At 75.3% G+C, this 25,391-nt stretch carries 29 protein-coding genes; 18 read left to right on the top strand and 11 right to left on the bottom strand.

The features are described 5' to 3' along the window. Positions 1-117 precede the first annotated feature (117 nt). Entirely contained in the window at positions 118-666 is a 549-nt protein-coding gene (locus JOE68_RS04955) for a hemerythrin domain-containing protein (protein WP_204841156.1), read from the top strand. 61 nt (positions 667-727) lie between these two features. On the opposite strand, the gene JOE68_RS04950 is transcribed toward JOE68_RS04955, so the two are convergent. Further along, positions 728-1,468 (bottom strand): ZIP family metal transporter, encoded by a 741-nt coding sequence (locus JOE68_RS04950; RefSeq protein WP_204841155.1) that lies wholly within the window; start codon positions 1,466-1,468, stop codon positions 728-730. A gap of 65 nt (positions 1,469-1,533) precedes the next feature. Here JOE68_RS04950 and JOE68_RS04945 point away from each other — a divergent pair, with 65 nt between their 5' ends. Continuing rightward, positions 1,534-2,538 (top strand): NAD-dependent epimerase/dehydratase family protein, encoded by a 1,005-nt coding sequence (locus JOE68_RS04945; RefSeq protein ID WP_204841154.1) that lies wholly within the window; start codon positions 1,534-1,536, stop codon positions 2,536-2,538. Between the two features lie 151 nt (positions 2,539-2,689). Here JOE68_RS04945 and JOE68_RS04940 read toward each other — a convergent pair whose 3' ends face one another. Then, complete coding sequence (locus JOE68_RS04940; RefSeq protein WP_204841153.1) at positions 2,690-2,926, bottom strand: DUF6480 family protein; 237 nt, start codon at positions 2,924-2,926, stop codon at positions 2,690-2,692. A gap of 59 nt (positions 2,927-2,985) precedes the next feature. Between JOE68_RS04940 and JOE68_RS04935 the strand changes: the two genes are divergently transcribed. From JOE68_RS04935 to JOE68_RS04920, 4 genes are read left to right on the top strand one after another with little or no spacing between them, the layout of a single operon-like run. Then, positions 2,986-3,534, top strand: a complete 549-nt coding sequence (locus JOE68_RS04935) for a nucleotidyltransferase family protein (RefSeq protein ID WP_204841152.1) — start codon at positions 2,986-2,988, stop codon at positions 3,532-3,534. A 2-nt stretch (positions 3,535-3,536) separates the two neighbouring features. Then, positions 3,537-3,785, top strand: coding sequence for a BON domain-containing protein (locus JOE68_RS04930; protein ID WP_204841151.1), 249 nt, complete (start codon positions 3,537-3,539; stop codon positions 3,783-3,785). Further along, positions 3,782-4,528: a metallophosphoesterase family protein gene (locus JOE68_RS04925; protein ID WP_204841150.1), complete on the top strand. Its 747-nt coding sequence runs from the start codon at positions 3,782-3,784 to the stop codon at positions 4,526-4,528. The genes JOE68_RS04930 and JOE68_RS04925 overlap by 4 nt, the downstream gene beginning before the upstream one ends. Next, positions 4,525-5,040: a hypothetical protein gene (locus JOE68_RS04920; RefSeq protein WP_204846390.1), complete on the top strand. Its 516-nt coding sequence runs from the start codon at positions 4,525-4,527 to the stop codon at positions 5,038-5,040. The genes JOE68_RS04925 and JOE68_RS04920 overlap by 4 nt, the downstream gene beginning before the upstream one ends. A gap of 457 nt (positions 5,041-5,497) precedes the next feature. On the opposite strand, the gene JOE68_RS04915 is transcribed toward JOE68_RS04920, so the two are convergent. Next, the gene (locus JOE68_RS04915; protein WP_204841149.1) at positions 5,498-6,016 is read right to left on the bottom strand and encodes an SRPBCC family protein; all 519 of its coding nucleotides are present in this window, start codon (positions 6,014-6,016) and stop codon (positions 5,498-5,500) included. Positions 6,017-6,149: 133 nt separating this feature from the next. Here JOE68_RS04915 and JOE68_RS04910 point away from each other — a divergent pair, with 133 nt between their 5' ends. The 8 genes from JOE68_RS04910 to JOE68_RS04875 all read left to right on the top strand — a co-directional run bounded on the left by JOE68_RS04910 (position 6,150) and on the right by JOE68_RS04875 (position 13,090). Then, positions 6,150-6,665 carry a D-glycero-alpha-D-manno-heptose-1,7-bisphosphate 7-phosphatase gene (locus JOE68_RS04910; protein WP_204841148.1) on the top strand — a complete coding sequence of 172 codons (516 nt, stop codon included), beginning with the start codon at positions 6,150-6,152 and terminating at the stop codon, positions 6,663-6,665. Positions 6,666-6,670: 5 nt separating this feature from the next. Beyond that, complete coding sequence (locus JOE68_RS04905) at positions 6,671-7,663, top strand: glycosyltransferase family 9 protein (RefSeq protein WP_204841147.1); 993 nt, start codon at positions 6,671-6,673, stop codon at positions 7,661-7,663. Then, the gene (locus JOE68_RS04900; protein WP_204841146.1) at positions 7,660-8,541 is read left to right on the top strand and encodes a glycosyltransferase; all 882 of its coding nucleotides are present in this window, start codon (positions 7,660-7,662) and stop codon (positions 8,539-8,541) included. The genes JOE68_RS04905 and JOE68_RS04900 overlap by 4 nt, the downstream gene beginning before the upstream one ends. After that, a complete protein-coding gene (locus tag JOE68_RS04895; protein ID WP_204841145.1) occupies positions 8,538-9,749 on the top strand; it encodes a glycosyltransferase in 1,212 nt (403 codons plus the stop codon). The genes JOE68_RS04900 and JOE68_RS04895 overlap by 4 nt, the downstream gene beginning before the upstream one ends. After that, a complete protein-coding gene (locus tag JOE68_RS04890) occupies positions 9,746-10,321 on the top strand; it encodes a D-sedoheptulose-7-phosphate isomerase (protein ID WP_204841144.1) in 576 nt (191 codons plus the stop codon). The genes JOE68_RS04895 and JOE68_RS04890 overlap by 4 nt, the downstream gene beginning before the upstream one ends. After that, positions 10,318-11,601: a D-glycero-beta-D-manno-heptose 1-phosphate adenylyltransferase gene (gene rfaE2, locus JOE68_RS04885; protein WP_204841143.1), complete on the top strand. Its 1,284-nt coding sequence runs from the start codon at positions 10,318-10,320 to the stop codon at positions 11,599-11,601. Before JOE68_RS04890 ends, rfaE2 begins: the two co-directional genes overlap by 4 nt. A gap of 1 nt (position 11,602) precedes the next feature. Then, positions 11,603-12,286 (top strand): SDR family oxidoreductase, encoded by a 684-nt coding sequence (locus JOE68_RS04880; protein WP_204841142.1) that lies wholly within the window; start codon positions 11,603-11,605, stop codon positions 12,284-12,286. A 315-nt stretch (positions 12,287-12,601) separates the two neighbouring features. Continuing rightward, positions 12,602-13,090: a DUF6328 family protein gene (locus tag JOE68_RS04875; RefSeq protein ID WP_204841141.1), complete on the top strand. Its 489-nt coding sequence runs from the start codon at positions 12,602-12,604 to the stop codon at positions 13,088-13,090. Between the two features lie 173 nt (positions 13,091-13,263). Here the strand turns inward: JOE68_RS04875 and JOE68_RS04870 are convergent, their stop codons facing one another. Next, positions 13,264-14,445, bottom strand: a complete 1,182-nt coding sequence (locus JOE68_RS04870) for an alcohol dehydrogenase catalytic domain-containing protein (RefSeq protein WP_204841140.1) — start codon at positions 14,443-14,445, stop codon at positions 13,264-13,266. Positions 14,446-14,538: 93 nt separating this feature from the next. Between JOE68_RS04870 and JOE68_RS04865 the strand changes: the two genes are divergently transcribed. Then, positions 14,539-15,360, top strand: coding sequence for an SDR family oxidoreductase (locus JOE68_RS04865; protein WP_204841139.1), 822 nt, complete (start codon positions 14,539-14,541; stop codon positions 15,358-15,360). Here the strand turns inward: JOE68_RS04865 and JOE68_RS04860 are convergent. Continuing rightward, positions 15,332-15,736, bottom strand: coding sequence for a ChaB family protein (locus JOE68_RS04860; RefSeq protein WP_204841138.1), 405 nt, complete (start codon positions 15,734-15,736; stop codon positions 15,332-15,334). The genes JOE68_RS04865 and JOE68_RS04860 overlap by 29 nt on opposite strands. Positions 15,737-15,782: 46 nt before the next feature. Here JOE68_RS04860 and JOE68_RS04855 point away from each other — a divergent pair, with 46 nt between their 5' ends. After that, on the top strand, positions 15,783-17,165 hold the full coding sequence (locus JOE68_RS04855; RefSeq protein ID WP_204841137.1) for an aldehyde dehydrogenase family protein: 1,383 nt from the start codon (positions 15,783-15,785) through the stop codon (positions 17,163-17,165). Here JOE68_RS04855 and JOE68_RS04850 read toward each other — a convergent pair. Together JOE68_RS04850 and JOE68_RS04845 are read right to left on the bottom strand one after the other, a co-directional pair. Then, on the bottom strand, positions 17,123-17,758 hold the full coding sequence (locus tag JOE68_RS04850) for a response regulator transcription factor (RefSeq protein WP_307819529.1): 636 nt from the start codon (positions 17,756-17,758) through the stop codon (positions 17,123-17,125). The genes JOE68_RS04855 and JOE68_RS04850 overlap by 43 nt on opposite strands. Continuing rightward, the gene (locus tag JOE68_RS04845; RefSeq protein ID WP_307819527.1) at positions 17,755-18,879 is read right to left on the bottom strand and encodes a sensor histidine kinase; all 1,125 of its coding nucleotides are present in this window, start codon (positions 18,877-18,879) and stop codon (positions 17,755-17,757) included. The genes JOE68_RS04850 and JOE68_RS04845 overlap by 4 nt, the downstream gene beginning before the upstream one ends. A 108-nt stretch (positions 18,880-18,987) precedes the next feature. Here JOE68_RS04845 and JOE68_RS04840 point away from each other — a divergent pair, with 108 nt between their 5' ends. Together JOE68_RS04840 and JOE68_RS04835 are read left to right on the top strand one after the other, a co-directional pair. Next, on the top strand, positions 18,988-19,890 hold the full coding sequence (locus tag JOE68_RS04840) for an ABC transporter ATP-binding protein (protein ID WP_204841136.1): 903 nt from the start codon (positions 18,988-18,990) through the stop codon (positions 19,888-19,890). Next, positions 19,887-20,579 carry an ABC transporter permease gene (locus JOE68_RS04835; RefSeq protein WP_204841135.1) on the top strand — a complete coding sequence of 231 codons (693 nt, stop codon included), beginning with the start codon at positions 19,887-19,889 and terminating at the stop codon, positions 20,577-20,579. The genes JOE68_RS04840 and JOE68_RS04835 overlap by 4 nt, the downstream gene beginning before the upstream one ends. 53 nt (positions 20,580-20,632) lie before the next feature. On the opposite strand, the gene JOE68_RS04830 is transcribed toward JOE68_RS04835, so the two are convergent. The 4 genes from JOE68_RS04830 to JOE68_RS04815 form a co-directional block, all read right to left on the bottom strand. After that, the gene (locus JOE68_RS04830) at positions 20,633-21,883 is read right to left on the bottom strand and encodes a UDP-glucose dehydrogenase family protein (protein WP_204841134.1); all 1,251 of its coding nucleotides are present in this window, start codon (positions 21,881-21,883) and stop codon (positions 20,633-20,635) included. Beyond that, the gene (locus JOE68_RS04825; protein WP_204841133.1) at positions 21,841-22,728 is read right to left on the bottom strand and encodes a glycosyltransferase family 9 protein; all 888 of its coding nucleotides are present in this window, start codon (positions 22,726-22,728) and stop codon (positions 21,841-21,843) included. Before JOE68_RS04825 ends, JOE68_RS04830 begins: the two co-directional genes overlap by 43 nt. Further along, positions 22,725-23,675 carry a glycosyltransferase family 2 protein gene (locus JOE68_RS04820; protein ID WP_204841132.1) on the bottom strand — a complete coding sequence of 317 codons (951 nt, stop codon included), beginning with the start codon at positions 23,673-23,675 and terminating at the stop codon, positions 22,725-22,727. The genes JOE68_RS04825 and JOE68_RS04820 overlap by 4 nt, the downstream gene beginning before the upstream one ends. A gap of 68 nt (positions 23,676-23,743) precedes the next feature. Continuing rightward, positions 23,744-25,360 (bottom strand): carbamoyltransferase family protein, encoded by a 1,617-nt coding sequence (locus JOE68_RS04815; RefSeq protein WP_204841131.1) that lies wholly within the window; start codon positions 25,358-25,360, stop codon positions 23,744-23,746. Between the last annotated feature and the right edge of the window lie 31 nt (positions 25,361-25,391).

The following is a 25,391-nucleotide window of genomic DNA, read 5'->3' as shown; positions in this document are numbered from 1 at the left end:
ACCCGGTCGTGAGGGGTCGTGGCTCGGACGCCGGCACCGCGCCCGCCGCGAGCCGCCCTCCGAGCGCTGATCGGGTCCGGGCGGTTCGGCCGGTCGGCTGCGGGTAACCCACCGCGCATGGCTGACGATGAGGACGTGATCGCGCTGCTGGTTCGCCAGCACGGCGAGATCCGAGAGCTGTTCGACGAGGTCGAGACCGCGCACGGGGATGAGCGCACCGCCGCCTTCCGCCGGCTGGTGCGCCTGCTCGCGGTCCACGAGACCGCCGAGGAGGAGGTCGTGCACCCGGCCGCGCGCAAGGGCGAGGGCGGCGACGCGATCGTCGACGCCCGGGTCGCCGAGGAGCGCCGGGCCAAGGAGCTGCTGTCCACGCTGGACCGGATCGGTCCCGACGCCGAGGGCTTCGACACGCTGCTGCGCGACCTGCGCGACGACGTCCTCGCCCACGCCCGGCACGAGGAGCACGAGGAGTTCCCCCGGCTGCGCGCCCAGTACGACGAGGACCGGCTGCGGACGCTGGCCAAGGCCGTCCGCGCCGCCGAGGCGATCGCGCCGACCCGGCCGCACCCCGGCGTGGAGTCGCCCGCCGCGAACATGCTGCTCGGGCCGCCCGTGGCGATCATGGACCGGGCGCGCGACCTGATCCGCTCCGCCCTGGGGCGGTGACCGCCGCGCGCGCCGGCGCCGACCGCGCGCCGGCGGGCGCGTGACGGCCGCCGCGGGCCGCTCAGGCGTGGGACAGGGCGAAGGCCGACAGGAAGCCGGCCACCGTCGACAGGCCCACCAGCAGGTGCGCGTCGTCGAAGGCTTCCGGGATCATCGTGTCCGCGATCATCGCGAGGATCGCGCCGCCCGCGAACGCGGTGATCCCGGCCAGCCACTGCGGGGGCGCGCCGGCGAGCAGCCCGTAGCCCGCCAGCGCGGCCAGTCCGCTGACCAGCGCGATCCCGGTCCACAGGCCGAAGACGTACCGCGGGCCGCGGCCCGCGGTGCGCATCCCGGCCGCGCTGGACAGGCCCTCGGGCACGTTGCTGACGAACACCGCGGCCACGGTCACCAGGCTGACCCCGCCGCCGCTGATCAGGCTCGCCCCGATGACCACCGACTCGGGGATGCCGTCCAGCAGCGCCCCGATCGCGATGGCCGTGCCCGACCCGCCCTGCTGGTCCTCGCTGGGCTGCAACCCGCCGGAGCGCTTGCGGTGCCGCGCGCCGCGCCGGGCCAGCGCCACGTTCGCCGCCGTGTAGACCACGGCCCCGATCGCGGAGCCGACGGCCGTCGGCACGAGGCCGCCCAGCTCGTGCGCCTCGGCGATCAGGTCGAACGACACCGCCGAGATCAGCACGCCGCTGCCGAAGCCCATCACCGCCGCGATGACCCCGCGCGGCACCCGCGCCAGGTACCCGACGAGCGCCCCGACCAGCAGCGCCGACCCGGCGAGGAGCCCCCATCCCGCAGCTTCGAGCACTTGTCACCTCCCGTGGCGACGGCGTGCCGCGGGTAGTGACCGGCACGTGTGGGTAACCGCTGTCCATGAGGATCGTCGTGACCGGCGCGACCGGCAACGTGGGCACCGCTCTGCTGCGCAGGCTCGCGGGGGAACCGGACATCGAGGTGCACGGCGTGTCACGCCGCCCGCCGTCCCCCGAACCGCCCTACGACATCGAGTGGACCCCGCTGGACCTGTCCCGGCCCGGCGCGGAGGAGCCGCTGGCCGAGGTGGCGCGCGGCGCGGACGCGGTGGTGCACCTGGCGTGGAAGATCCAGCCGGGCCACGACCAGGCCGCGCTGTACCGGGTCAACGTGGCGGGCAGCGACCGCGTGTTCCGCGCCGTCCGCAAGGCCGGGGTGCCGCACCTGGTGCACATGTCCTCGGTGGGCGCGTACTCGCCGGCGGCCAAGGACCACGCGGTCGACGAGAGCTGGCCGACCGACGGGGTGTCCACCTCCTACTACAGCCGCCACAAGGCGGCCGTCGAGCGGCAGCTCGACCAGGTCGAGCGCGCCAACCCCGACCTGGTGGTGACGCGCGTGCGGCCGGCGCTGATCCTCCAGGCGGACGCGGCGACCGAGATCAAGCGCTACTTCCTGGGGCCGCTGGTGCCGTTCGGGCTCTTCCGGCTCAACCTGCCGGTGCTGCCGCTGCCCAACACCATGGTGCTGCAGTTCGTGCACGCCGACGACGTGGCCGACGCCGTGGTGCGCGTGCTGCGGGACAAGCCCGGGGGAGCGTTCAACCTGGCTTCCGATCCCGTCGTCACGCCGCGGGTGCTGGCGGAGGTCATACGCAGCAAGCACGTCCCGATCCCGCCGGCGGTGCTGCGCGGCCTGGCGCGGGTCACCTGGCACCTGCGGCTCCAGCCCACCTCGCACGGCTGGGTGGACCTCGCCCTGACCACGCCGCTGCTGGACTCCGCGCGGGCGCGCGAGGAACTGGGCTGGGCGCCCCGGCACGACGCGCGCGAGGTGCTGGGGTCGCTGCTGGACGGCATGGGGCGCAAGGAGGGCGTGACCGCCAGCCCGCCGCTCAAGCCCTGACCCCCGGGCCCTGGTCCCAGGGCACTGGTTCCCGGGCACCGGCGGCCGAGCCTCGATCCCCGGGTCCGGCGGTCGAGCGCCGGCTCCCGGGAGGAGCCCCGGCGCCCGGACCCGCGCCGGCGGCCGGCGGGGGATCGGGAGCGGCGGGCGATCAGAAGATCTTGGCCCAGCCCAGGATCTGCGCCACCACGAAGCCCAGCGCCAGCACCACCAGGATCGTCACGAGGACCAGGGCCACGATGTTGCGGCTGCGGGGCGGGATGGGCGGGTCGTGGGACAGGCCGGCGGTCTGCCCGGAGTCCGGTGGGGTGTCGCCGGGGGCGACGCCGCCACCGGGTTCCAGGCCCGGGGTCTGGGCGGGATCGGGGTCGGGCGGGATGGCTGTCATGGTCACCGGATACCCGTCCGGCGCAGTGTGAAGCGCGGGGGGTCGGGGTAGTCACAACCATGAGCGGCGTTCAAGACGAGTTGCTGCGCACGTTGACCAAGGTGGCGAAGGCGTTGCGCACGCAGGAGATCCCGTTCGCCCTGACCGGGGGGTGTGCGGTGTACGCGCGGGGCGGCCCGGCGACCGAGCACGACGTCGACATCCTGGTGCGCGAGGAGGACGCGAAGAGCGCGGTGAGCGCGCTGGTGGCGGCCGGGATGCGGGCGGCGGACGCCCCCGAGGACTGGTTGCTCAAGGTCTACGACGGTGACTCGCTGGTGGACCTGCTGTTCCGCCCCAACGAGGTGCAGGTGACCGACGAGACGCTGGCGCGCGCCGAGGACCAGGCGGTCGGCTCGGTGACGCTGCCGGTGATGCCCGCGACCGATGTGATGATCAGCAAGCTGCTGGTGCTGGACGGGCACCGGTGCGACTTCAGCGAACTGCTGCCGTTCGCCCGCGCCTGCCGCGAGCAGATCGACTGGCGGCAGGTGGAGGCAGCGACCGCCCATTCCCCGTACGCCGAGGCGTTCCTCGTGCTCACGCGGCGCCTTGACATCAGGAGCTAGCCATGACCGCTGAACAGTACCTGGCCGCCCGCTTGCGCCGGGCGCTGGCCGAAGACCCCCGCACCACCGAACTGGGGGTGCGGGTGACCGTGCGCGGCGACAACGTGCTGCTGTCCGGGGACGTCGCCTGCGCCGAGCGCAAGGACGAGCTGGAGGCGGTGATCCACGACGTGGCGCCGGAGCTGACCGTGCTGGACGACGTGAAGGTCGTGCCGGTCGGGGAACCGGACGGCAGGGAGGAGTTGCGATGATCCGCGTTGCCGCCGTCGGGGACGTGCACCTCGGCGAGGACGCCCGCGGGCGCCTTCGGCCCGCGTTGGAGAACGTCGGCGAGCACGCCGACGTGCTGCTGCTGGCGGGTGACCTGACCAGGCACGGCACCGTGGCGGAGGCGCGGGTGGTGGCCGACGAGTTCACCGGCCTGCCGGTGCCCGTGATCGCGGTGCTGGGCAACCACGACTACCACGACGACAAGCCCGCCGAGGTCACCCGCGTCCTGGCGGACGCGGGCGTGACGGTGCTGGAGGGCGACACCGCCCGGGTCGAGGTCGACGGCCGCACGCTGGGCGTCGCGGGCGTGAAGGGCTTCGGCGGCGGGTTCGCCGGCAAGTGCGGCAGCGCGTTCGGCGAGCCGGAGATGAAGGCGTTCATCTGCCACACCATGGGGATCGCCGAGCAGCTGGAGAGCGCCCTGCGCGGCCTCGACACCGACGTGAAGGTGGCGTTGACCCACTACGCCCCGGTGCCGGACACGCTGCGCGGCGAGCCGCCGGAGATCTACCCGTTCCTCGGCTCCTACCTGCTGGGCGAGGCGATCGACGCGACCGGCACGCACCTGGCCGTGCACGGGCACGCCCACTTCGGCGTGGAGCAGGGCATGACGCCCGGCGGGGTCCGGGTGCGCAACGTGGCCCAGCCGATCATCCGTTCGGCGTTCACCGTGTACTGCGTGGAACCCTCCGTGGAACCCGCTGGAGTGGAGGTGTCGGCATGACGCAGACCGAACCGACCGGCCCGTCCGTGGTCTGGGCGGGTCCGTCCGACGCGCCCGTGGTGCTCGTCCTGGACCCGGCCGGCGCGGCCCCGCACGGCGAGCTGCCGGCGACCTGGCGACCGCTCACCGAGCACCTCCAGGTCGTCTGGTGCCGCCTGCCGGTCACCGACGACCCGCTGCGGGAGGCGGAGGTGGTCCTGGCCGAGCTGCGGGACCGGCGGGTCCACCTGGTGGCGGGCGCGGCGGCCGGCGCGGACGTCGGCGAACTGGCCGACCGGCACCGGGAGCAGATCCGCTCCGTGCAGACGTTCGCCGCGCCGCTGCCGCTGGGCCACCCGGACGTGGTGATGGCGGTGCTGGAGAAGCTGCTGGCGCAGGACGTGGTGCCGCCCGACGCCGGGTTGGACATCACGGAGGGCGGGAAGCCCGCCGAGAGCTCGCTGCTGGGTGACGCGGCGACGGCGCTGTGGCAGTCGGTGTACCAGGTGGCCGAGCGCCTCAAGCGCGGCTGACGACCCCAATGGCGCGAACCCGTTCGGCCCGGACATCCCGAGATGTCCGGGCCGAACGGGTTTCGATCGCGTGCCGGGTTCGCGCGGAATTCCGCTTTTGTGCACCGCGCACGAGTCGAGCGTGAGCCGCGCTCCCCGGGGTGCCGACGCGCCCTGAATGGTTTTCAGGTCCACACCTGTTCGCCGGTGCGCGGTGCCCGTGGGGTGATCGATCAGCGGATGGGAACGCGGAGATGGCTGCGGGTTGTGCGGGCTGCGGAAAAAATTTACTCCGATCGAGTGAGGAATTTCCCACTCGATGGCGAAGAAAAACGCGCGAAAGGGTGGCCGGACCTGGTCCGGCCACCCCAAACGCGATGGACCTGCGGTCACCCGACCGCGCCGAGTGGCGACGGGCGGCCGTGGCAGGGGAGCGGGAGGAGCCCTCCCGGCTGTGGCGCCCGGCCGCCCGCCCCGCTCACCGGATCGGGTCGCCGGGCCTGCCGCCGTCGGGCAGGTCGTGGCGCGTCTCGCCGGCCTGCGGCGGCCGGCTCACGTCACCGCGCCAGCCGCCGGTCTCGCTGCCGCGGCCCTCGATGAACTCCTTGAACCGCTTCAGGTCGCCGTTGATGCGGTGCTCGACGACGCCCAGCGCCGAACCGGCCTTCTCGACCAGCGTCTGGGGGTCGTACTCCATCTGCACGTGAACGCGGGTGGACGTGTCGCTGATGCGGTGGAAGGTCACCACGCCGCCCTGCGGAGGGCCGTCCACGCTGTGCCAGGCCACCCGCTCGTCCGGGTGCTGCTCGGTGATCTCCGCGTCGAACTCGCGCTGCACGCCGGCGATCTTGGTCACCCAGTGGGTCCGGGTTGCCGTGACCTGCTGGATGCTCTCGACGCCCTCCATGAAGCGCGGGAACGACTCGAACTGGGTCCACTGGTTGTACGCGGTCGTGACCGGAACGTCGACGTCCACGGACTTCTCGATCGTCGTCACAGAAAACAACCTCTCCTCTGGATCGCGTTCAGGGGGTGGATACCCCCTGCGCGGGTCTTCACACATGGGTGACAGTGAGTAGCGCTTCCCCGAGAAGTGTTTCGCCGACGAGGTGGCCGGCTAACTCTCCTCTGTGGACCAGTACCCCGAAGCCGTGCTGTTCGACCGGGACGGCACGCTCATTCGCGATGTGCCGTACAACGGTGATCCGGCAAGGGTTTCCCTGATGCCAGGCGCAGTGGAAACTGTACGCGCGCTGCGCGCGCGGGGCGTGCGGACCGGCGTGGTGAGCAACCAGTCCGGCATCGGGCGCGGGATGCTGGGGTGGGACGAGGTCCGCGCGGTCAACGCCCGGGTGGACGAGCTGCTCGGCCCGTTCGACACCTGGCAGGTGTGCCCGCACCACCCGGACGACGGGTGCGCGTGCCGCAAGCCGATGCCGGGGCTGGTGCTGGCCGCGTGCGCGGCCCTGTCGGTCGACCCGGCGCGGACCGTGGTCGTCGGCGACATCGGGGCCGATGTGGACGCGGCGCTGGCGGCCGGCGCGTCGGCGGTCATGGTGCCCACGCCGCGGACGCTGCGCGCGGAGGTCGAGCGCGCCCCGGTGGTGGCGCAGGACCTCGCCGGCGCGTTGGCGGCGATCAGGTGACCGCGGTGCGCACGCTCGTGGCCCGGTTGGACAACGACGGCGACGTGCTGCTGGCGGGCCCGGCGGTCCGGGCCGCCGCGGCGGCGGGCGAGGTCGTGCTGCTGTGCGGGAACTCCGGCGCGCAGGCCGGCCGGCTGCTGCCCGGCGTGCGGCGGGTGCTGACGTGGGACTGCCCGTGGATCGCGGCGTCCCCGCCCCCCGTGCGCGGACCGGACGTCGACGCGGTCGTGGCCCTGCTCCGGGAGGTCCGCGCGGACGTGGCGCTGATCCTGACGTCGTTCCACCAGAGCCCGCTGCCGCTGGCGCTGCTGCTGCGCCTGGCGGGCGTGCCGCGGATCGTGGCGCGGTCCACCGACTACCCCGGCTCGCTGCTGGACGTCCGGCTGCGCGACGAGCCGTCCGTGCCGGAGTCCGAGCGGGCGCTCAGCGTCGCGCGGGCCGCGGGCTTCGAGCTGCCGCCGGGCGACGACGGGCGGCTTTCCGTCCTGCCACCGCCGGAATCACCCGTTCCCGGACCCTATGTGGTGCTCCACCCCGGGGCCTCGGTGCCCGCGCGGGCGTGGTCGCCGGACCGGTGCGCCGGAGCGGTGCGCGCGCTGGCCGCGGCGGGGCACCGGGTCGTGGTCACCGGTGGGCCCGAGGAGACGGCGCTGACCGCGCACGTCGCCGGCGAGCACGGGCTCGACCTGGGCGGGCGCACGACGTTCGCCGAGCTGTCCGGGGTGCTGGCCGGCGCGGACGCCGTGGTGGTCGGCAACACCGGCCCGGCGCACCTCGCGGTCGCCGTCGGCACGCCCGTGGTGTCGCTGTTCGCGCCCGTCGTGCCGGCCGAGCGCTGGGCGCCGCACGGGCGGCACGTCCTGCTGGGTGACCAGGGCGCGCCGTGCGCGGGCTCGCGGGCGCGCGAGTGCCCGGTGCCCGGTCACCCCTGCCTGGACCGGGTCACGCCGGCCGAAGTGGTCGCCGCCGTCGCCGAACTAGTGGGAGTGCGGACGTGAGAGTGTTGCTGTGGCACGTGCACGGGTCCTGGACGGAAGCGTTCGTCCGGGGCGGACACGACTACCTGCTGCCCGCGCCGCCGGACGGGGTGGGGCTGGCCGGGCGGGACTGGCCCGCCGCCCGCGAGGTCCGTCTGTCCGAAGTGGACTCCGACGCCGTCGACGTCGCGGTCGTGCAGCGGGTCGAGGAGCTGGCGCGGGTGCCGCGCGGCGTCCCGGTGATCTACCTGGAGCACAACACGCCCGCGCAGCCGAACCAGCGGCACCCGATGGCGGACTGGCCGGGGCTGCTGGTGCACGTCACCCACTTCAACGACCTGATGTGGGACTGCGGCGCCACGCGCACGGTCGTGGTGGAGCACGGCGTCGTCGACCCCGGCCACCTCTACACCGGCGAGCTGCCGCGCGCGGCCGTCGTGGTGAACGAACCGGTCCGCCGGGGCCGCGTGGTGGGCACGGACCTGCTGGAGCGGTTCGCGGCGGTGGCGCCGCTGGACCTGTACGGGATGGGCACCGAGGAGCTGGGCGGGCGCGGCGACCACCCGCTGGGCGCGCTGCACCGGGAGCTGGCGAGCCGGCGGCTGTACCTGCACCCGGTGCGCTGGACCTCCCTCGGGCTGTCGCTGATCGAGGCGATGCACGTGGGGATGCCCGTGGTGGCGCTGGCGTGCACGGAGGTCGTGCGTGCGGTGCCGCCGGAGGCGGGGGTGGTGTCCACCGACGTGGCGGAGCTGACCCGCGGCATGGCCGCGCTGATCGCGGATCCGGCGCTGGCGCGGGAGCACGGCAAGCAGGCCAGGGAGTTCGCCCTGGCCCGGTACGGCCTCGAAGCGTTCCTGAGGAACTGGGACCGGTTGTTGGCGGAGGTGAGTTCATGAGGATCGCGATGGTGTCCGAGCACGCCAGCCCGTTGGCCGCCCTGGGCGGCGTGGACGCGGGCGGGCAGAACGTGCACGTGGCCGACCTGTCGGCGGCGCTGGCCCGGCTGCGGCACGAGGTCACTGTCTACACCCGGCGCGACGACCCGGACCTGCCCGAGCGGGTGCGCACCGACCAGGGCTACGACGTGGTGCACGTGCCGGCCGGGCCCGCCGCGCACGTCCCGAAGGACCGCCTGCTGCCGCACATGGGCGACTTCGCGGAGTTCCTGCGGGACCGGTGGCGCGCCGAGCACCCCGACGTGGTGCACGGCCACTTCTGGATGTCCGGCCTGGCCTCCGTCCTGGCGACGCGCGGGCTGGACGTGCCGGTGGTGCAGACCTTCCACGCGCTGGGCGTGGTCAAGCGGCGGCACCAGGGCGAGGACGACACCAGCCCGCCGGAGCGGGTGGCCACCGAGCGGCTGATCGGGCGCGAGGTGGACCGGGTGGCGGCCACCTGCGGCGACGAGGTGTTCGAGCTGATCCGCATGGGCGTGCCCCGGTCGCGGATCGCGGTGGTGCCGTGCGGTGTGGACCCCCGGCTGTTCCGGCCGGAGGGCCCGCGCGACCGCCGGGGGCTGCCGCACCGGGTCGTCGCGGTGGGCAGGCTGGTGCCGCGCAAGGGCTTCGCCGACCTGATCACCGCGCTGCGGTCGCTGCCGGACACCGAGCTGGTGATCGCGGGCGGCTCGGCGGACGTGCGGTCCGAGCCGGAGGCGCGGCGGCTGCTCGACCACGCGCGGGCGCTGGGCGTGGCCGACCGGGTGCGGCTGGCGGGCCAGGTGTCGCGCCGCGCGATGCCGTCGCTGCTGCGCTCGGCCGACGCCGTGGTGTGCGTGCCGTGGTACGAGCCGTTCGGGATCGTGCCGCTGGAGGCCATGGCCTGCGGCGTGCCGGTCGTGGCCTCCGCGGTCGGCGGGCTGACCGACACCGTGGTGGACGGGGTGACCGGCGCGCTGGTGCCGCCCCGCGACCCGATCGCGCTGGCCAGGGCGCTGCGGTCGCTGCTGGTCGACCCGGCGCGCCGGGAGGCTTACGGGCTGGCCGGCACCGACCGGGTGCAGGCCCGCTACACGTGGGACCGGATCGCCCAGGACACCGAGCGGCTCTACGCGCGGATCGGCGCCGAGCGGTCCCCGGCCGTGGCGGCGGGAGGAGCCCGATGAGCGTCGAGCAGCACTTGAGCGGGCTGGCGGAGTCGCTGGCCGGGCTGCGCGCGCAGGCGCCCAGGATCACCCGCTGGGGCGGGCTGCTGGCGCGCCGGCTGAGCGAGGGCGGGCGGCTGCTCGCGGCGGGCAACGGCGGTTCGGCGGCCGAGGCGCAGCACCTGACCGCCGAGCTGGTGGGCCGGTTCCGCGACGACCGCGCGCCGTTCTCGGCGATCGCGCTGTGCTCGGAGACCTCCAGCGTGACCGCGATCGGCAACGACTACGGCTACGACCAGGTCTTCGCCCGGCAGGTCACCGCGCACGCCCGGCCCGACGACGTGGTGGTGCTGCTGTCCACCAGCGGCCGGAGCCCGAACCTGCTGGAGGCGGTCCGCGCCGGCCGGGAGGTCGGCGCGCGGGTGTGGGCGCTGACCGGACCCGCGCCCAACCCGCTGGCCGCCGAGGCGGACGAGGCGCTCGCGCTGCCCGGCGAGCCGGCCAACGTGCAGGAGGCCCAGCTGGTCGCGGTGCACGCGCTGTGCGCGGCGTTCGAGGCCGCGCTGCCCGCCGCCGCGCGGAGGGTGTCGTGAAGCTCGCGGTGGTCGGCGACTCGCTGCTGGACATCGACATCGAGGGCACCGCGGAGCGGCTGTGCCCGGATGCGCCCGTGCCCGTGGTGGACGTGCGGGCCGAGCACGTCCGGCCGGGCGGCGCGGGCCTGGCCGCCGCGCTGGCGGCGCGGGACGGCCTCGACGTGACGCTGGTGACCGCGCTGGCCGCCGACGCCGACGGGGTGCGGCTGCGCGACGCGCTGGCCGGCGTCCCCGCGGTGTTCGGGCCCTCGCCGGCCGCCACGCCGGTGAAGGCGCGGCTGCGCAGCGGCGGCCGGTCCATCGCCCGGATGGACCGGGGCGGCGGGCCGGGCGACCCCCGCGCCACCGACGAGATGCTCGACGCGGTGCGCGCCGCCGACCTGGTGCTGGTGTCGGACTACGGCCGCGGGCTGGCGCGCGACGAGCGGCTGCGCGCCGCGCTCGCGGACCGCCCGGTGGTGTGGGACCCGCACCCGCGCGGCCCCGCGCCGACGCCCGGCGCGCGGCTGGTGACGCCCAACCACGGCGAGGCCGAGCGGTTCAGCGGCGAGCGGGACGCGCAGGACGCCGCCCGCGCGCTGCGCGAGCGGTGGTCGGCCCGCGCCGTGGTGGTCACGCTCGGCTCCGAGGGCGCGCTGCTGGACACCGGCGGCACGCCGGTCGCGGTGCCCGCGCCGAAGGTCGCGGTGCTCGACCCGTGCGGCGCGGGCGACCGGTTCGCCGTGACGGCCGCCGCGCGCCTCATGGCGGGCGCGGCCGCGGACGACGCCGTGGCCGCCGCGGTGGCCTCTGCCGCCGACTTCCTGGCCGAGGGCGGCGCGTCGGGCTTCCGCCCGGCCCACCGGTCCACCGTGGACGCCACGCGGGCGCGCGGCGGCGTGGTGGTCGCGACCGGTGGCTGCTTCGACCTGCTGCACGCGGGCCACGTCCGGACGCTGGAGGCCGCCCGCGCGCTGGGCGACTGCCTGGTGGTGTGCCTCAACTCCGACGAGTCCGTGCGGCGGCTCAAGGGCCCCGAGCGCCCGGTCACCCGCCAGCACGACCGGGCGGAGGTGCTGCGCGCGCTGGGCTGCGTGGACGAGGTGGTCGTGTTCGGCGAGGACACCCCCGAGCGGGTGCTCGCCGAGCTGCGGCCGGACATCTGGGTGAAGGGCGGCGACTACCGCGCCGAATCCCTGCCCGAGGCCGACCTGGTGCGCACGTGGGGCGGGCGGACCGTCGTCGTGCCCTACCACCGGGGTCGGTCGACCACGGAACTGCTGGCGAGGAGGGGCTGAGATGGGACCGGGACAGGTGCTGGTGACCGGCGGGGCGTCCGGGCTGGGCGCGGCCGTCGTGCACGCCGTCCACGAGCTGGGCGGGACGCCGCTGGTGCTGGACAAGGCGGCGCCCACGTCCGACGAGGTGGCCGACTTCGAGTCGGTCGACCTGAGCGACACCAGGGCGGCGGAGGAGGCGGTGCGCGCCATCGCCGAGCGCAACGGCGGCCTGCGGGCCGTGGTGACGGCGGCGGGCACCGACGCGTGCGGGCGGCTGGACGAGGTGCCGGCGGCCGACTGGGAGCGGGTCGTCATGGTCAACCTGCTCGGCACGGCCGCGGTGGTGCGCGCGGCGCTGCCCCACCTGGACGGTGGGCGGGTGGTGACGATCGCGTCCACCCTCGGCATCAAGGCGGTCAGCGACGCCACGGCCTACTGCGCCTCGAAGTTCGGCGTGGTCGGGTTCACGCGGGCGCTGGCGGCCGAGACGGCGGGCCGCGTCGGCGTGACGCTGGTGATCCCCGGCGGGATGCGCACGCACTTCTTCGACGACCGCGCCGAGCAGTACCGGCCGCCGGACGACAGCCGGCTCAACCCGCCCGAGCACGTGGCCGACGCGATCGTGTTCGCGCTGCGCCAGCCGGCCGGGTGCGAGCTGCGGGAGCTGGTCGTGGCCCACAGCGAGGAGGGCTCGTGGCCGTAGCCTCCCGGTAGGGCGCCGTCGCGCGGCCGGTGCGTCCCGGTAGGGCACCGGGGGGCACCGGCCGCCGCGCCGTGCGCTCATCGGGGGACCGCGGCCGGGCGACCCGCCCGAGCCCGGTGGGCCGGAGCAGGCGGCGCCGCCCCGCGACGCTCGGCCCGTGCCCACTCCGCGCCGCCCGGCGAGGTGATCACCGAGGCGGTGGTCGACCACCTGCTCACGGGCACGGGGCGGACATGTCCCCGCCCGGCCCCACCGACGGGTCGCCGAGGCCGGTCAGGGCGGTTGACCAGCGATGATGATGGGTATTCGGCGCGGGTGAGCGAAGCCGAAGAGTCGGATCAGCGGCGGTTGGCCCGCAACCTGGGCGAGCTGCTCCAGGAGCTGAGGGTGGCCCAGGGCGGCGTGCAGATCCTGTTCGGCTTCCTGCTGTCCATCGCGTTCACCGAGCGCTACGCGTCGGCCGACACCTACGTGCGGGCGACGCACCTGGTCACCGTCTTCTTCGCGGCCGGCGCGGTGGCGCTGCTCACCGCGCCGGCGGCGTGGCACCGCATCCTGTTCCGGCGCGGTCGGCGCGAGGACATCATCGAGGTGGCGAACCGCTTCGCCGTGGTGGGCCTGGCCTGCCTGGCCTTCGCGATGACCGGGACCATACTGCTGCTCGGCGAGATCATCATCGGTGGCTGGCCCTCGTTCGTCCTGGGCGGTGTGGCGGCGCTGTTCTTCGGCACCCTGTGGTTCTTCCTGCCGTGGCGCGAGCGCAAGGAGGGCAACGGCGGGGCCGACCGGGACGACCTGGACTGACCCCGCCCGGCGACGGGCCCATGGCAGTCCACAATGGACTATCGAGTCTCTTCGGGACCGGGGAGCACGTCCGGTGGGCCGCCGAACCGAAGTCCTCGGCGACCCACCGGAAGCGCGTGGGGCACATCCGCTCGCAACCACCACCCCGGTGAGCGGCCCGGCCCCTCAGGGCGTCACGGCTGGAACAGCACCTTGACGGCGTCGTCCTTCTTCTGCTGGAAGATCTCGTACGCGTGCGGGGCCTCGGCCAGCGGCAGGCGGTGGGTGGCGAAGTCCTCCGTGCCCAGCGGGTCGTCGTCGCCGAGCAGCGGCAGCAGGTCCTCCACCCAGCGCCACACGTTGGCCTGGCCCATCCGCAGCTGGACCTGCTTGTCGAACAGGGTCAGCATCGGCAGCGGGTCGGCCATGCCGCCGTACACACCGGACAGCGAGATCGTCCCACCGCGACGGACGATCTCGATCGCCAGCCGCAGCGCGTGCAGCCGGTCCACGCCCGCGGTCTTCATGAACCGCGCCGCGATGGCGTCGGGCAGCATCCCCACGGCCTGGTGGGCGAGCTTCGCCACCGGCGCGCCGTGCGCCTCCATGCCCACCGCGTCGATCACGGCGTTCGGCCCGCGCCCGCCGGTCAGGTCCCGGATGTGGTCCACCAGGTGGGTGTCGCGCACGTCCAGCACGGTGGTGCCGCGCCTGCGCGCCCGCTCCATCCGCGCCGGCACCAGGTCGACGCCGATGACGGTGCCCACCCCGAGCTGCCGGGCGATGCGCGTGGACATGTCGCCGATCGGGCCCAGGCCCAGCACGACGAGGCTGTCCTCCTCCCGGCTCACGCCCGCGTACCGCACCGCCTGCCACGAGGTCGGCAGCACATCGGACAGGTAGACGAACCGGTCGTCCGGCGGTCCTTCCGGGACCCGGATCGGCAGCGTGTTGCCGAACGGCACCCGCAGGTACTCGGCCTGCCCGCCGGGAACCTGCCCGTAGAGCTTCGTGTAGCCGAACAGCGCCGCGCCGGTGCCCTGCTCGCGCACCTGGGTGGTCTCGCACTGGGACTGGAGCCCCTGGTCGCACATGAAGCACGAGTTGCACGAGACGTTGAACGGGATCACCACCCGGTCGCCGGGCTTGACCGCGGTGACGTCGGCGCCCACCTCCTCGATCACGCCCATCGCCTCGTGGCCGAGGATGTCGCCTTCGTCGAGGAACGGCCCCATCACCTCGTAGAGGTGCAAATCGGACCCGCACAGCCCGGTCGAGGTGACCCGGACGATGACGTCCGTCGGGTCCTTGAGCGCCGGGTCGGGCACTTCGTCCACTCGGACATCCCGTTTCCCGTGCCAGGTGACGGCCTTCATGTGGCTCTCCCTTCGTCCCTCGGGGCGTTCCCTGACGGGTGGCCGGCAAACGTCCGGCGGTGTGCGGCGCACCCCGCGGGGTATCCGCCGCGCATGGGAACCCCACTTCCGCAAGACCGCAGGGGCGCGCCGCAGCGCGCCGTGGTGACCGGGTCCGATTCGGGCATCGGCAAGGCGATCGCGGTGGCCCTCGCAGGCGGCGGCGTCGACGTCGGCATCACCTACCACGAGGACGCCGACGGCGCCGAGCGCACCGCCGAGCAGGTCCGCGAGCTGGGCGTGCGGGCGGCCGTGCGCCGGCTGGACCTCACCGACCTGCCCACCGGCGCGGCCGTGGTCGACGAGCTGGCCGACGAACTGGGCGGTGTCGACGTGCTGGTCAACTGCGCCGGCACGGGCACCAGGACCAAGGCGCTGGACATGGACTTCGACACCTGGCGCTCGGTGCTGTCGGTCGACCTGGACGGCGCCTTCCTGTGCTCGCAGCGCGCGGCCCGGCACATGGTGCGGGAGGGCCGGGGCGGGCGGATCATCAACATCACGTCCGTGCACGAGCACACCCCGCGCGTCGGCGCCGCGCCGTACTGCGCCGCCAAGGCCGGGTTGGGCGCGCTGACCAAGGTGCTGGCGCTGGAACTGGCCGAGCACGACATCACGGTCAACTCCGTGGCGCCGGGCGAGATCGCCACGCCGATGACCGGCCAGGAGGACGTGGACCCGCGCGAGCAGCCCCGGCCGGGCTACCCGCTCGGACGCCCCGGCCACGCGGAGGAGGTCGCGGCGGTGGTGGCGTTCCTCGCCACACCGGCGGCCGGCTACGTGACCGGGGCGTCGTTCGTGGTGGACGGTGGGATGCTGCTGATGGGCCCCCAGGCGTCCGAGCGGCTCACCGACTCGAACTGGCGCGAGCCCTAGTCCTCCTGCGGTTGGCCTTGTCGATCGCCTCGACCAGCTCCTGCTTGGTCATGGTCGACCGGCCGGGCACGTCCAGCTCCTTGGCCAGGTCGTACAGGTGCTGCTTGCTCGCGTTCGCGTCCACGCCGCCGGCGGTCCGGCCGCGCTTGGGGGTGCTGCGAGCGGCCTGGGCGTCCGACGGTCCTTTGTGGTCCTTGGGCTCCCAGTGGTCGCCGACCTTCTCGAACGAGTGCTTGAGCGCCGAGAACGCCGTGCGGTGCGACCGCTCGCCCTCGCCGTAGGTCTCGACGGCGGAGTCGTGCGCCTTGATCCACGTGCGCTGCGCCTTCTTCGACGACCGCGCCACCGTGCTGGGCAGTTCCTGGCGTCCGGGCATGGCCCCTCCTCGTGTTTCGGCTGGGGGCCACGGGTACCCGGACGGCATGACCGACATGCGCGCCCTCGACGTCCACAGCCCACTCGACGGCCGACTGGTCGGCTCGTTGCCCACCGCCTCGGAAGAGGATGTCGCCGGTGCGCTCCGCACGGCCCGCGCCGCCCTGGCGGGCTGGGCGGCGACCCCGGCCGCCCAGCGCGGCGCGGCGCTGCGCGCGGCGGCGGCGGCCGTGCGGGCGCGCGCCGGGGAGCTGGCCGAGCTGGTGCGGGCCGAGACCGGCCGCCCCCTCGACTCGGCGCGGGAGGGCGTGCTGGCCGGGGCGTCGACCCTGGAGCAGTACGCCGAGCTGGGGCCGGTCCACCGGGGCCGCTCGCTGCTGGGCTCCTGGGACGCGACGGACTTCATGGTGCCCGAGCCGCGCGGCGTGGTGGTGGCGCTGACCCCGTGGAACGACCCGGTGGCGGTGGCGTGCGGGCTGCTGGGCGCCGCGCTGGTCACCGGCAACACCGTGGTGCACAAGGCGAGCGAGCGCTGCCCGCACGTGGGCGAGCTGCTGTGCGGGCTGCTGGCGCCGGAGTTCCCGGACGGCGTCCTGCAGGGCCTGACCGGGGACGGGGCGGTGGGCGCGCGGCTGGTCGCCGACCGCGGCGTGGACGTTGTCGCGCACGTCGGCAGCACCGCCACGGGCCGCTCCATCGCCGCGGCCACCGCTGTGACAGGGGCGAAGGCGCTGCTGGAGAACGGCGGCAACGACGCGCTGGTGGTCGACTCCGACGTGGACCCGGCGTGGGCGGCCGAGCAGGCGGCGCTGGGCGCGTTCACCAACGCGGGCCAGCTGTGCACCTCGGTGGAGCGGGTCTACGTGCACGAGGCGATCGCGGAGGAGTTCCTGGAGGCGGTGTGCAAGGCCGCCCGCGACTGGACGCCGCAGCCGCTGGTGGACGCCCGGCAGCGCGCGCACGTCCACGCGCACGTGTCGGAGGCCGTGGCGGCCGGCGCCTCGGCGCTGGTCGGCGGCGAGGTCCCCGACGGCGACGGCGCGTTCTACCCGGCCACGGTGCTCCAGGGGTGCACGCCGGACATGCGCGTGATGCGGGAGGAGACCTTCGGCCCGGTCGTGCCGGTGCGCGTGGTGGAGTCGTTCGAGCAGGGGCTCGCCGAGGCGGCGCGGGACGAGCACGGGCTCGCGGCGACGGTGCTAACCGGTTCGATGGCGCACGCCCAGCAGGCGTGGCGGTCGCTGCCGGTGGGCACGGTCAAGGTCAACGCGGTGTTCGGCGGCGCCCCCGGCGGCGCGGCCCAGCCCCGGCGGCTGTCGGGCACCGGCTTCGGGTACGGGCCGGAGCTGCTCGACGAGATGACCACCACGAAGGTGGTGCACGTGGGTCAGATCCAGCCCTCGTCCCAGGCCAGCCGGGCGGCCTCGTAGCGGGTGCTGACGCCGAGCTTGGTCATCGCGGAGGACAGGTAGTTGCGGACGGTGCCCGCGGCCAGGTGCGCCTCCCGCGCGATCGCGGTCACCGTGCCGCCGCGCAGGGCGTGCCGCAGGACGTCCAGCTCGCGGGCGGTCAGCGGGCAGGCGTCCTCGGTGAGCGCGGCGGCGGCGATCTCGGAGTCCACGTAGCGGCGGCCGGCGTGCACGTCGCGCAGGATCGACGCGAGCTTGGCGGCCGGGGTCGTCTTGGGCACGAACCCCCGCACCCCGGCGCTGAGGGCGCGGCGCAGCACGCCGGGCCGGGCGTGCCGGGTGACCAGGACGACCGCGACCCCGGCCAGGTCCCGGACGGCCTCGGCGGCCAGCACCCCGTCGCGGCCCGGCATCTCCAGGTCGAACACGGCGATGTCGGGCCGGTGGGCGCGCACGGCGGCGACGGCCGCGTCGCCGTCGCTGGTCTGCGCGACCACCGACAGGTCGTCCTCCAGCTCCAGCAGGGCCGCCAGCGCGCCCCGGATCAGGTCCTCGTCGTCGGCCAGCACGACCCGGATCGCCGCGCTCCCGCCGACCGGCGCCGGCCCGGTCACGACCGCACCAGCCCGACCAGCTCGAAGCCGTCCGCGCCCGTCGCGCCGACCTCGACCCGCCCGCCCACGGTCGCGAACCGCTCCCGCAGCCCGGCCAGCCCCGACCCGGCCGCGGCCCCGTCCTCGGACCGCGCCCCGTCGTTGCGCAGCCGCACGCTCACCTGCCCGTCGGACACGCTGATGGCCACGTCGCACCGCCGCGCCCGGCTGTGCCGCAGCACATTCGTCGTCCCCTCCCGCACCAGGGCCCCGAACAGCGGCTGCAGCGGCGGCGGCACGTCGGCGGCGTCCCCGGACACCGCAGTCTCGATGCCCGCCGCCCGCAGCACGCCCACCGCGTTGGTGATCTCGGTGCCCAGGCTGGCCCGCCGGTAGCCGAGCACCACCTCGCGCGTCTCGCGCAGCGCGGTGCGGGCCAGGTCGGCGACCTCGTCGGCGTGCCGCCGGGCCGCCTCGTCGTCCCGGCCGATCAACCGGGAGGTCAGCTCGCCCTTCAGCGCGATGGCCTGGAGGTGGTGGCCCTGGACGTCGTGCAGGTCGGCCGCGAACCGCAACCGCTCCTCGGCCACGGCCAGCGCCTCGGAGGTCTGCCGCGCCCGGTCCAGCTCCAGCGCCGCGTCCCAGAACCACAGCTGCGCCAGGTCGGCCACCACGAACATGCCCACCACCACCGCCGGCACCACGATCGAGCCCACCACGTCGTGCGAGCCGGTCAACCCGCCCACCAGGACGACGGCGGCCGTCCCGCCCGCCACGACGAGCCACCGCGAGCCCTTCGGCTGGTTGGCCACCACGTGCGCGATCACGGCGGCCGGCAGCAGCGACCACGCGATCGACGTGGGCGCCCGCGCCCCGGCGAGCGCCAGCGCGCCGAGCGCCACCGCGAACGTCACCAGGTGCTCCACCACCCGCTGCCCGCCCCGGCCCAGGCCGCCCATCGCCTGCCGCAGGTAGCGCGCGTGCTGGACGCTGACCACCACCACGGCCGCCACCAGCGGCACGGCGTGCCACCCGTACCGGCCGCCGGACAGGTCCAGCGCCGTGACCACCGCGACCATCAGGCCCGCGCCGGTCACCGAGAGCCAGGTCACGCGGCGCAGGACCTTGAGCGGTGTCGTCACGGCACGAATCTACGAGCCGGACCGCACCGGTGTCTGCTGACATCTGTCACGGTGATCGGTGCGCCGCGGCACTGCCCGCGCCCCCGCGGGGGCCGCGAGCATGGGCCCATGCGGAATCCGGTGATCGACGTGACGGGGCTGCGCTGCCGGTACGGGGACTTCGAGGCGGTGCGGGGGGTCGACCTCGAAGTGGCCCGGGGGGAGCTGTTCGCGCTGCTGGGCACCAACGGCGCGGGCAAGACGACCGTGCTGGAGGCGCTGGAGGGCCTGCGCGCGCCGAGCGGGGGACGGGTGCGAGTGCTGGGCGTCGACCCGCACCGCGAGCGGTCGGCGATCCGGGCGCGGACCGGCGTCGTGCTCCAGGAGAGCGGTTTCCCGGCCGACCTGACGGTGGGGGAGATGGCCCGCCTGTGGCGGCGCGGCGACCACGGCCCCGAGCTGGAGCGGCTGGACCTGGCGCACCGGCGGGACGTGCGGATCAAGCAGCTCTCCGGCGGCGAGCGGCGCCAGCTGGACCTGCTGCTGGCCGTCCTGGGCCGCCCCGAGCTGCTGTTCCTCGACGAGCCGACCACCGGCCTGGACCCGGAGTCGCGGCAGCGCACCTGGGAGGTGGTGCGCGGCCTGCTGGCCGAGGGCACGACGGTCCTGCTGACCACGCACTACCTGGAGGAGGCCGAGTCGCTGGCCCACCGGCTGGCGATCCTGCACGAGGGCGTGGTCGCGGTGTCCGGCGCGCTGGTCGACGTGCTGGCCGCGCAGCCGGCGCGGATCTCGTTCGACATGCCCGGCCGCCACGACGTCGCCTCGCTGCCCATGCTGACCGGCGACGTGGTGCACGCCCCGTCCGGCCGGGTCGACGTGCGCACCCGCGACCTGCAGGAGGACCTGGGCGCCCTGCTGGCGTGGGCGCGCCGCGACGGCCTGGTGCTGGGCAGGCTGCGCGCGCACCAGGCGTCCCTGGAGGACGTCTTCCACGCCGCCCGCACCGGCCGGGAGGTGGTCGCGGCGTGATCACCGCACTGGGCGCGGCCGAGTTCAAGCTCCTGCTGCGCAACCGGACCGCCGCGTCGCTGGCGTTCGGGATGCCCCTGCTGCTCGGCGGCTACTTCGCCCTGGCGTTCGGCGACGAGGGCTGGTCGACCGCCGTCGCCCTGCAACTGCTGTCCACGCTGGGCTTCACGGTCTACGTGACGACGACGACCTCGCTCGCCTCCCGCCGCCAGGACCACTACCTCAAGCGCCTGCGAACCGGCGCGGCGTCGGACGCGGTGGTGCTGACCGGCGTGCTGCTGCCTCCCCTGCTGCTGGCACTGGCCCAGGCGGCGCTGCTGCTGGGCGTCAGCCTGGCGGCGGGGGCGCCGCTGCCGGCGCGGCCGGACCTGCTGGCGCTGGCGGTGGTGGGCGGCGCCGCGGCGTGCTGCGCGGCCGGCGTGGCCACCAGCGGCGTGACCTCGACCGCCGAGCTGGCCCAGATCACCACCGGGCCGTTCTTCCTCGCCCTGCTCGGCGGCGGCATCTGGTCGCTCGGGTCGACCGACGCCCGCACGCTGCTGGCGCCCGGCGGCGGGGTGGCCGAGCTGGTGGAGGTCGCCTGGGGCGGCCCCGGGGACCCGGGCCTGGCGGCGCTGTCGCTGCTCGGGTGGACGGCGGTGGGCGGCGCGCTGGCGGTCCGCCTGTTCCGCTGGGGCGCGCGGACCTGACCCGCGCGCCCCGCCGGCCGGGCCCCTTCCGCTGGGGTCCGGCCGGCGGGTCCTCAGGTCACGGCGCGCCCGGTGCCGACCAGCCGGATGCCGCTCTCCGTGACCTTGTCCGCGGGCAACAGGTTCCTGGTGTCCACGATGACCGGGCGGCTCATCCCGGCCGCCACCGCCGGCCAGTCCAGCTCCGCGAACTCCGGCCACTCGGTCAGCACGACCAGCGCGTCGGCGTCGCGCGCCGCGTCCAGCGCCGACCCGGCCACGCGCACCGGCCCGGTGTCGGCGCCGACGCACGGGTCGTAGCCGGTGAGCACCGCGCCCTCGCCGGCCAGCAGGCCGGCGACCGCGAGCGCGGGCGAGTCGCGCAGGTCGTCCGTGCCCGCCTTGAACGTCAGGCCCAGCAGCCCGATCCGGGCGCCGGCCAGCGGGCCGGCGGCCTCGCGGACCTTGTCCACCACCCGGTGCGCCTGCCGCTCGTTGGTGTCGATGGTCGCCCGCAGCAGGGGGAAGTCGACGTGCGCGTCGGCCGAGGTGCACAGCAGGGCCCGGGTGTCCTTGGGGAAGCAGGAGCCGCCCCAGCCCGGTCCCGGCCGCAGGAAGGCCGCCCCGATCCGCTCGTCGAGCCGCATCCCCTCGGTGACGTCGTCGATGTCCGCGCCGGCCCGCTCGCACAGCTCCGCCAGGCTGTTGACGTAGGACAGCTTCATGGCCAGGAAGCAGTTGCTCGCGTACTTCACCAGCTCCGCGCTGGCCCGGTCGGTGACCAGCGCGGGCGCGTCGGGGTACAGGCCGAGGACGCCCCGCGCGGCCGACTCGTCGTCCGAGCCGACCACAACCCGCTGCGGGCGCAGGAAGTCGTCCACCGCGCAGCCCTCGCGCAGGAATTCCGGGTTGGACACCACCGGCACCCGCTGCGACCGCGCGATCCGGTCGGCGGTCCCGATCGGCACGGTGGACTTCACCACCAGCACGCCGTCGCGCAGGTCCGCCCGCCCCAGCACGGCGTCGATCGCGCTGAGGTCCGCCTCGCCGCGCTCGCCGGTGGGGGTGGGCAGGCACAGGAACACGAACTCCGCCCCGGCCAGCGCCACGTCGTTGTCCGCGGTGAACACCAGGTCGCCGGTCCGCACGCCGGTGGAGACCAGCTCCGCCAGGCCGGGCTCGTGCGCGCCGACCTCGGCCCGGCGCAGCGCGGCGACCTTGCCCTCGTCCACGTCGGCGCACACCACGCGGTGGCCGAGGTGGGCGAAGCACGCCGCCGTGGTCAGACCGACGTAGCCCGCGCCGATGACACCGATCCGGGCCATGGCACACCTCCCATCGCATCGAGGACTTCCCCGACCGTGATCCGCAGCAGGCCGGGGTCCGGCCGGTCGGCGAACGTGTCCCCGGTGGAGCCGTGCCACAGGACGCGGTGCGGGCCGGAGCGCGGCCCCCACCGGTCCGGCGCCACCGGGCCGAACAGCAGCACCGACGGGGTGCGGTAGGCGGTGGCGACGTGGGCCGCCCCGGTGTCGCCGCACAGCACCGCGCGGGCGCCGGCGATCAGGTCCAGCAGCGAGGCCAGGCTGCCCAGCGACGTGCGCGCGCGGCCGTCCGCGACCGCGCGCACCAGGTCCGCCTCCGCCGGGCTGCCGGTGACCACCGCGGCCGGCCCCAGCTCCCGCACGACGGCCCGGAACCGCTCCACCGGCCACCGCCGCGCGCCGTGGCTGGCGCCGGGGTGCACCACGACGTCGCCGGTGGTGCGCTCGGGGCGGGGCAGGTGCAGGTCGTCGGGGTCGCAGGGGATGCCGTGCAGCATCAGCAGCCGGCACCAGCGGTCCACCTCGTGCTGGTCGTCCCGCCAGGGCACGTGCGTGCCGTGCGCGATGAGCCGCTCCGGCCCGGTCACGCGCAGCAGGTCGGTGCTCTGCGGGCCGCGGCCGTGCAGGTTCACCGCGAGGTCCGGCCGGGGGAAGTCCACCGGGGCCAGGCCCTCGGTCGGCAGCAGCCGGTCGACCGCCTCGACCCGCTCCACGGCGTCGGCCAGCCACGCCGGCGCGGCGAGCGCGATCTCCGCGTCCGGGTGGGCGCGGCGCAGCCCCCGCAGCGCGGGCACCGCGGTCAGCAGGTCGCCCAGGCCCAGCGCGCGCAGCACCAGGATCCTCATCGGCCCACCGCCCGGTGGCGCAGCTCGCCGCGCACCCGGTGGGCGCAGGCGGCCGGCGGGATGGCCACGCTGGTCACGACCATCCGCAGCACCTCGTCGGGCGTCCGCGGACCGGGCGCGATGCGCTCGGCGGCGAAGCGCGCGGTCAGCGCCGCCCACACCGCGCCGGTCAGGACCGCCGCCCTCGACCTGGCCAGCGCCAGCAGGACGGTCAGCGCGCCCGCCGCGGTGGTGACCGCGTGCCGGCGCAACCGCCCCGGGTGGCCGCCGATGCGGGAGCGCCAGCCGGCGCCGAGCAGCCGGCGCATCAGCGCGTCGTCGGCGTTGCCGCGCTGCTGGCGCAGGCTGGCCAGGAAGTCCGCGGGCCGCACCGGGTGCGTGGTCAGCCGGTCGCCGCGCACGATCCGGTACCCCTGGCCCTGCAGGCGCAGCGCCAGCTCGGCGTCCTCCCGGTAGGCGCGGGGGAAGCGCTCGTCGAACCCGCCGACGTGGGCCAGCGCCGCCCGCCGGTAGGCCATGTCGGCGGTGATCCACAGCGCATCCGCCAGGCCGGCCGTGCCGCGCTCCCAGTCGGTCGGCCTGCGGTCCGCCGGCAGCGGCACGGCGATCCGGGCCTGCGACCCGGCGACCTCCAGGCCCAGCCCGGCCAGGTCGCGCGCCAGCCGGAGCTTCCAGTCCCGCGGCGGCACCACGTCGTCGTCCAGGAAGGCGATCCACTCACAGCAGGCCGCCCGCCAGCCCGCGTTCCGGGCGGCGGCGGGCCCCTTGCCGCCGCTGCGCAGCACGCGCGCGGAGTGCGTCGGCGGCAGCGGCCCCGGCTCCGGCCGGTCGTCCACGACGATCACCTCGCGCGGCGGTGGACCGGAGCCGTGCTCCAGGGCGTCCAGCACGACGCCGAGGTTGTCGCGGCCCACCGTGGGGATCACCACCGCGTAGTCCGGGCTCATCCCCGGGCTGGTTCCCGAATTCGTTCCCGGGTCCGTTCCGGGGCTGGTTCCCGGGTTCGTCCCGGGGTTCATCGGCGCACCACGAATCGCCCGATGGCCAGCAGGTCGACCGGCGCGGAGCCGAAGCACTCCAGCGCGTCGCGCGGGTCGTCCACCATCGGCCTGCCGGCGGTGTTGAGGCTGGTGTTCACCACGACCGGCACCCCGGTGCGCTCGGCGAAACCGGTCAGCACCCGCGCCATCAGCGGCTCCTGCGCCGGGTCGACCGTCTGCACCCGAGCGGTGCCGTCCACGTGGACCACCGCCGGGATGCGGTCCTTCCACTCCGGACGGACGTCGTGCACGAACAGCATGTAGGGGCTGGGGATCGGGCCGCGGGTGAACAGCTCCCGCGCCCGGTCGGCCAGCACCATCGGCGCGACCGGCCGGAACTGCTCGCGCCCCTTGACGTCGTTGAGCCGGGCCAGGTTCTCCGCGAAGCACGGGTTGGCCAGCAGCGAGCGGCGGCCCAGCGCGCGCGGCCCGTACTCGCTGCGGCCCTGGAACCACGCCACCACCTGGTTGTCCGCCAACGCCTCGGCCACCGCCGCGGCGACGTCGGCCGGCTCCTCGTAGGCGATCCTGGCCCGCCGCAGGTACTCCTCGATCTCGTCGTCGGTCCAGCCGCGGCCCAGGTCCGCGCCCGGCATCGCCGCGGCCGGCTCGCCCTCGTGCGCCACGACGTGCAGCGCCGCGCCCAGCGCGGTGCCCGCGTCACCGGCCGCCGGCTGCACCCACACCTCGTCGAACGGGCCCTCGGCGAAGATCCGCGTGTTGGCCACGCAGTTCAGCGCGACACCGCCCGCCATGGTCAGCCGCCGCTGGCCGGTCCGCTCGTGCAGCCACCGCACCAGGTCCAGCAGCACCTCCTCCACCCGGACCTGCACGCTGGCCGCCAGCTCCGCGTGCTCGCGGGTCACCTCCTCGTCCGGCCCCCGGCGCTTGGCCAGGGTGGCCCAGTCGACCGGCGCCACGTGGAAACCGCCGTCCCCGGTCGCCCGGATGTGCTCGCGCATCAGGTCCAGGTGCACGGGCGAGGCGTAGGACGCCAGCGCCATCACCTTGTACTCGTCGCTGGAGCGCAGGAAGCCCAGGTGCTCGGTCAGGTCCTCGTAGAGCAGCCCGAGCGAGTGGGGGAGCTGCTGCGCGGCAAGGGTTTCCAGCCGGTGGCCGCGGTAGCTGCCGGCCAGGTGCGAGCCGCACTCGCCCCGGCCGTCGGACACCAGCACCGCGCAGTCGCCGCCGAACGGCGCGGCCAGCCCGGTGGAACCCGCGTGCGCCACGTGGTGCGGCACGAACCGCACGATCGCCGGGTCGAGCCCCGGCAGGGCGGTGGCCAGGAACTGCGGCGCGCGGCGGGCGTACTCGGTGCGCAGGTCCTCCCACGGCACGTCGCTGTCGGGCAGCGCCATCGACGGGTCGTAGGAGTAGGCGACCGCGTCCAGGTCTCCGGGGGTCAGGCCCGCGTGCGCCAGGCACCAGCGGGCGGCCTGCTCCGGCAGCTCCCACGTCGAGAACGGCACCGGCCGCTTGCCGTGCTTGCGGCGGGAGAAGCGCTCCTCCTCGGCGGCGGCCACGATCCTGCCGTCGACCACCAGCGCCGCCGCCGGGTCGTGGAAGACGGCGTTGATTCCGAGCACGCGCACGGTTGTTCCCCTTTCGTCCGTTGGCCGGGCA

Origin of the sequence: Saccharothrix algeriensis, from assembly GCF_016907655.1 — a bacterium.
In the GTDB taxonomy this organism is placed as follows: Bacteria; Actinomycetota; Actinomycetes; order Mycobacteriales; family Pseudonocardiaceae; genus Actinosynnema; species Actinosynnema algeriense.
The sequence above is the reverse complement of the archived record's forward strand: the minus strand, read 5'-3'. Positions and strand labels throughout refer to the sequence as shown.

Coding starts and splice junctions, on each gene's coding strand:
- JOE68_RS04955 (WP_204841156.1), top strand. CDS start 118: ATGGCTGACGATGAGGACGTGATCGCGCTGCTGGTTCGCCAGCACGGC.
- JOE68_RS04945 (WP_204841154.1), top strand. CDS start 1,534: ATGAGGATCGTCGTGACCGGCGCGACCGGCAACGTGGGCACCGCTCTG.
- JOE68_RS04940 (WP_204841153.1), bottom strand. CDS start 2,926: ATGACAGCCATCCCGCCCGACCCCGATCCCGCCCAGACCCCGGGCCTG.
- JOE68_RS04935 (WP_204841152.1), top strand. CDS start 2,986: ATGAGCGGCGTTCAAGACGAGTTGCTGCGCACGTTGACCAAGGTGGCG.
- JOE68_RS04930 (WP_204841151.1), top strand. CDS start 3,537: ATGACCGCTGAACAGTACCTGGCCGCCCGCTTGCGCCGGGCGCTGGCC.
- JOE68_RS04925 (WP_204841150.1), top strand. CDS start 3,782: ATGATCCGCGTTGCCGCCGTCGGGGACGTGCACCTCGGCGAGGACGCC.
- JOE68_RS04920 (WP_204846390.1), top strand. CDS start 4,525: ATGACGCAGACCGAACCGACCGGCCCGTCCGTGGTCTGGGCGGGTCCG.
- JOE68_RS04895 (WP_204841145.1), top strand. CDS start 8,538: ATGAGGATCGCGATGGTGTCCGAGCACGCCAGCCCGTTGGCCGCCCTG.
- JOE68_RS04890 (WP_204841144.1), top strand. CDS start 9,746: ATGAGCGTCGAGCAGCACTTGAGCGGGCTGGCGGAGTCGCTGGCCGGG.
- JOE68_RS04880 (WP_204841142.1), top strand. CDS start 11,603: ATGGGACCGGGACAGGTGCTGGTGACCGGCGGGGCGTCCGGGCTGGGC.
- JOE68_RS04870 (WP_204841140.1), bottom strand. CDS start 14,445: ATGAAGGCCGTCACCTGGCACGGGAAACGGGATGTCCGAGTGGACGAA.
- JOE68_RS04865 (WP_204841139.1), top strand. CDS start 14,539: ATGGGAACCCCACTTCCGCAAGACCGCAGGGGCGCGCCGCAGCGCGCC.
- JOE68_RS04860 (WP_204841138.1), bottom strand. CDS start 15,736: ATGCCCGGACGCCAGGAACTGCCCAGCACGGTGGCGCGGTCGTCGAAG.
- JOE68_RS04855 (WP_204841137.1), top strand. CDS start 15,783: ATGACCGACATGCGCGCCCTCGACGTCCACAGCCCACTCGACGGCCGA.
- JOE68_RS04840 (WP_204841136.1), top strand. CDS start 18,988: ATGCGGAATCCGGTGATCGACGTGACGGGGCTGCGCTGCCGGTACGGG.
- JOE68_RS04830 (WP_204841134.1), bottom strand. CDS start 21,883: ATGGCCCGGATCGGTGTCATCGGCGCGGGCTACGTCGGTCTGACCACG.
- JOE68_RS04825 (WP_204841133.1), bottom strand. CDS start 22,728: ATGAGGATCCTGGTGCTGCGCGCGCTGGGCCTGGGCGACCTGCTGACC.
- JOE68_RS04820 (WP_204841132.1), bottom strand. CDS start 23,675: ATGAGCCCGGACTACGCGGTGGTGATCCCCACGGTGGGCCGCGACAAC.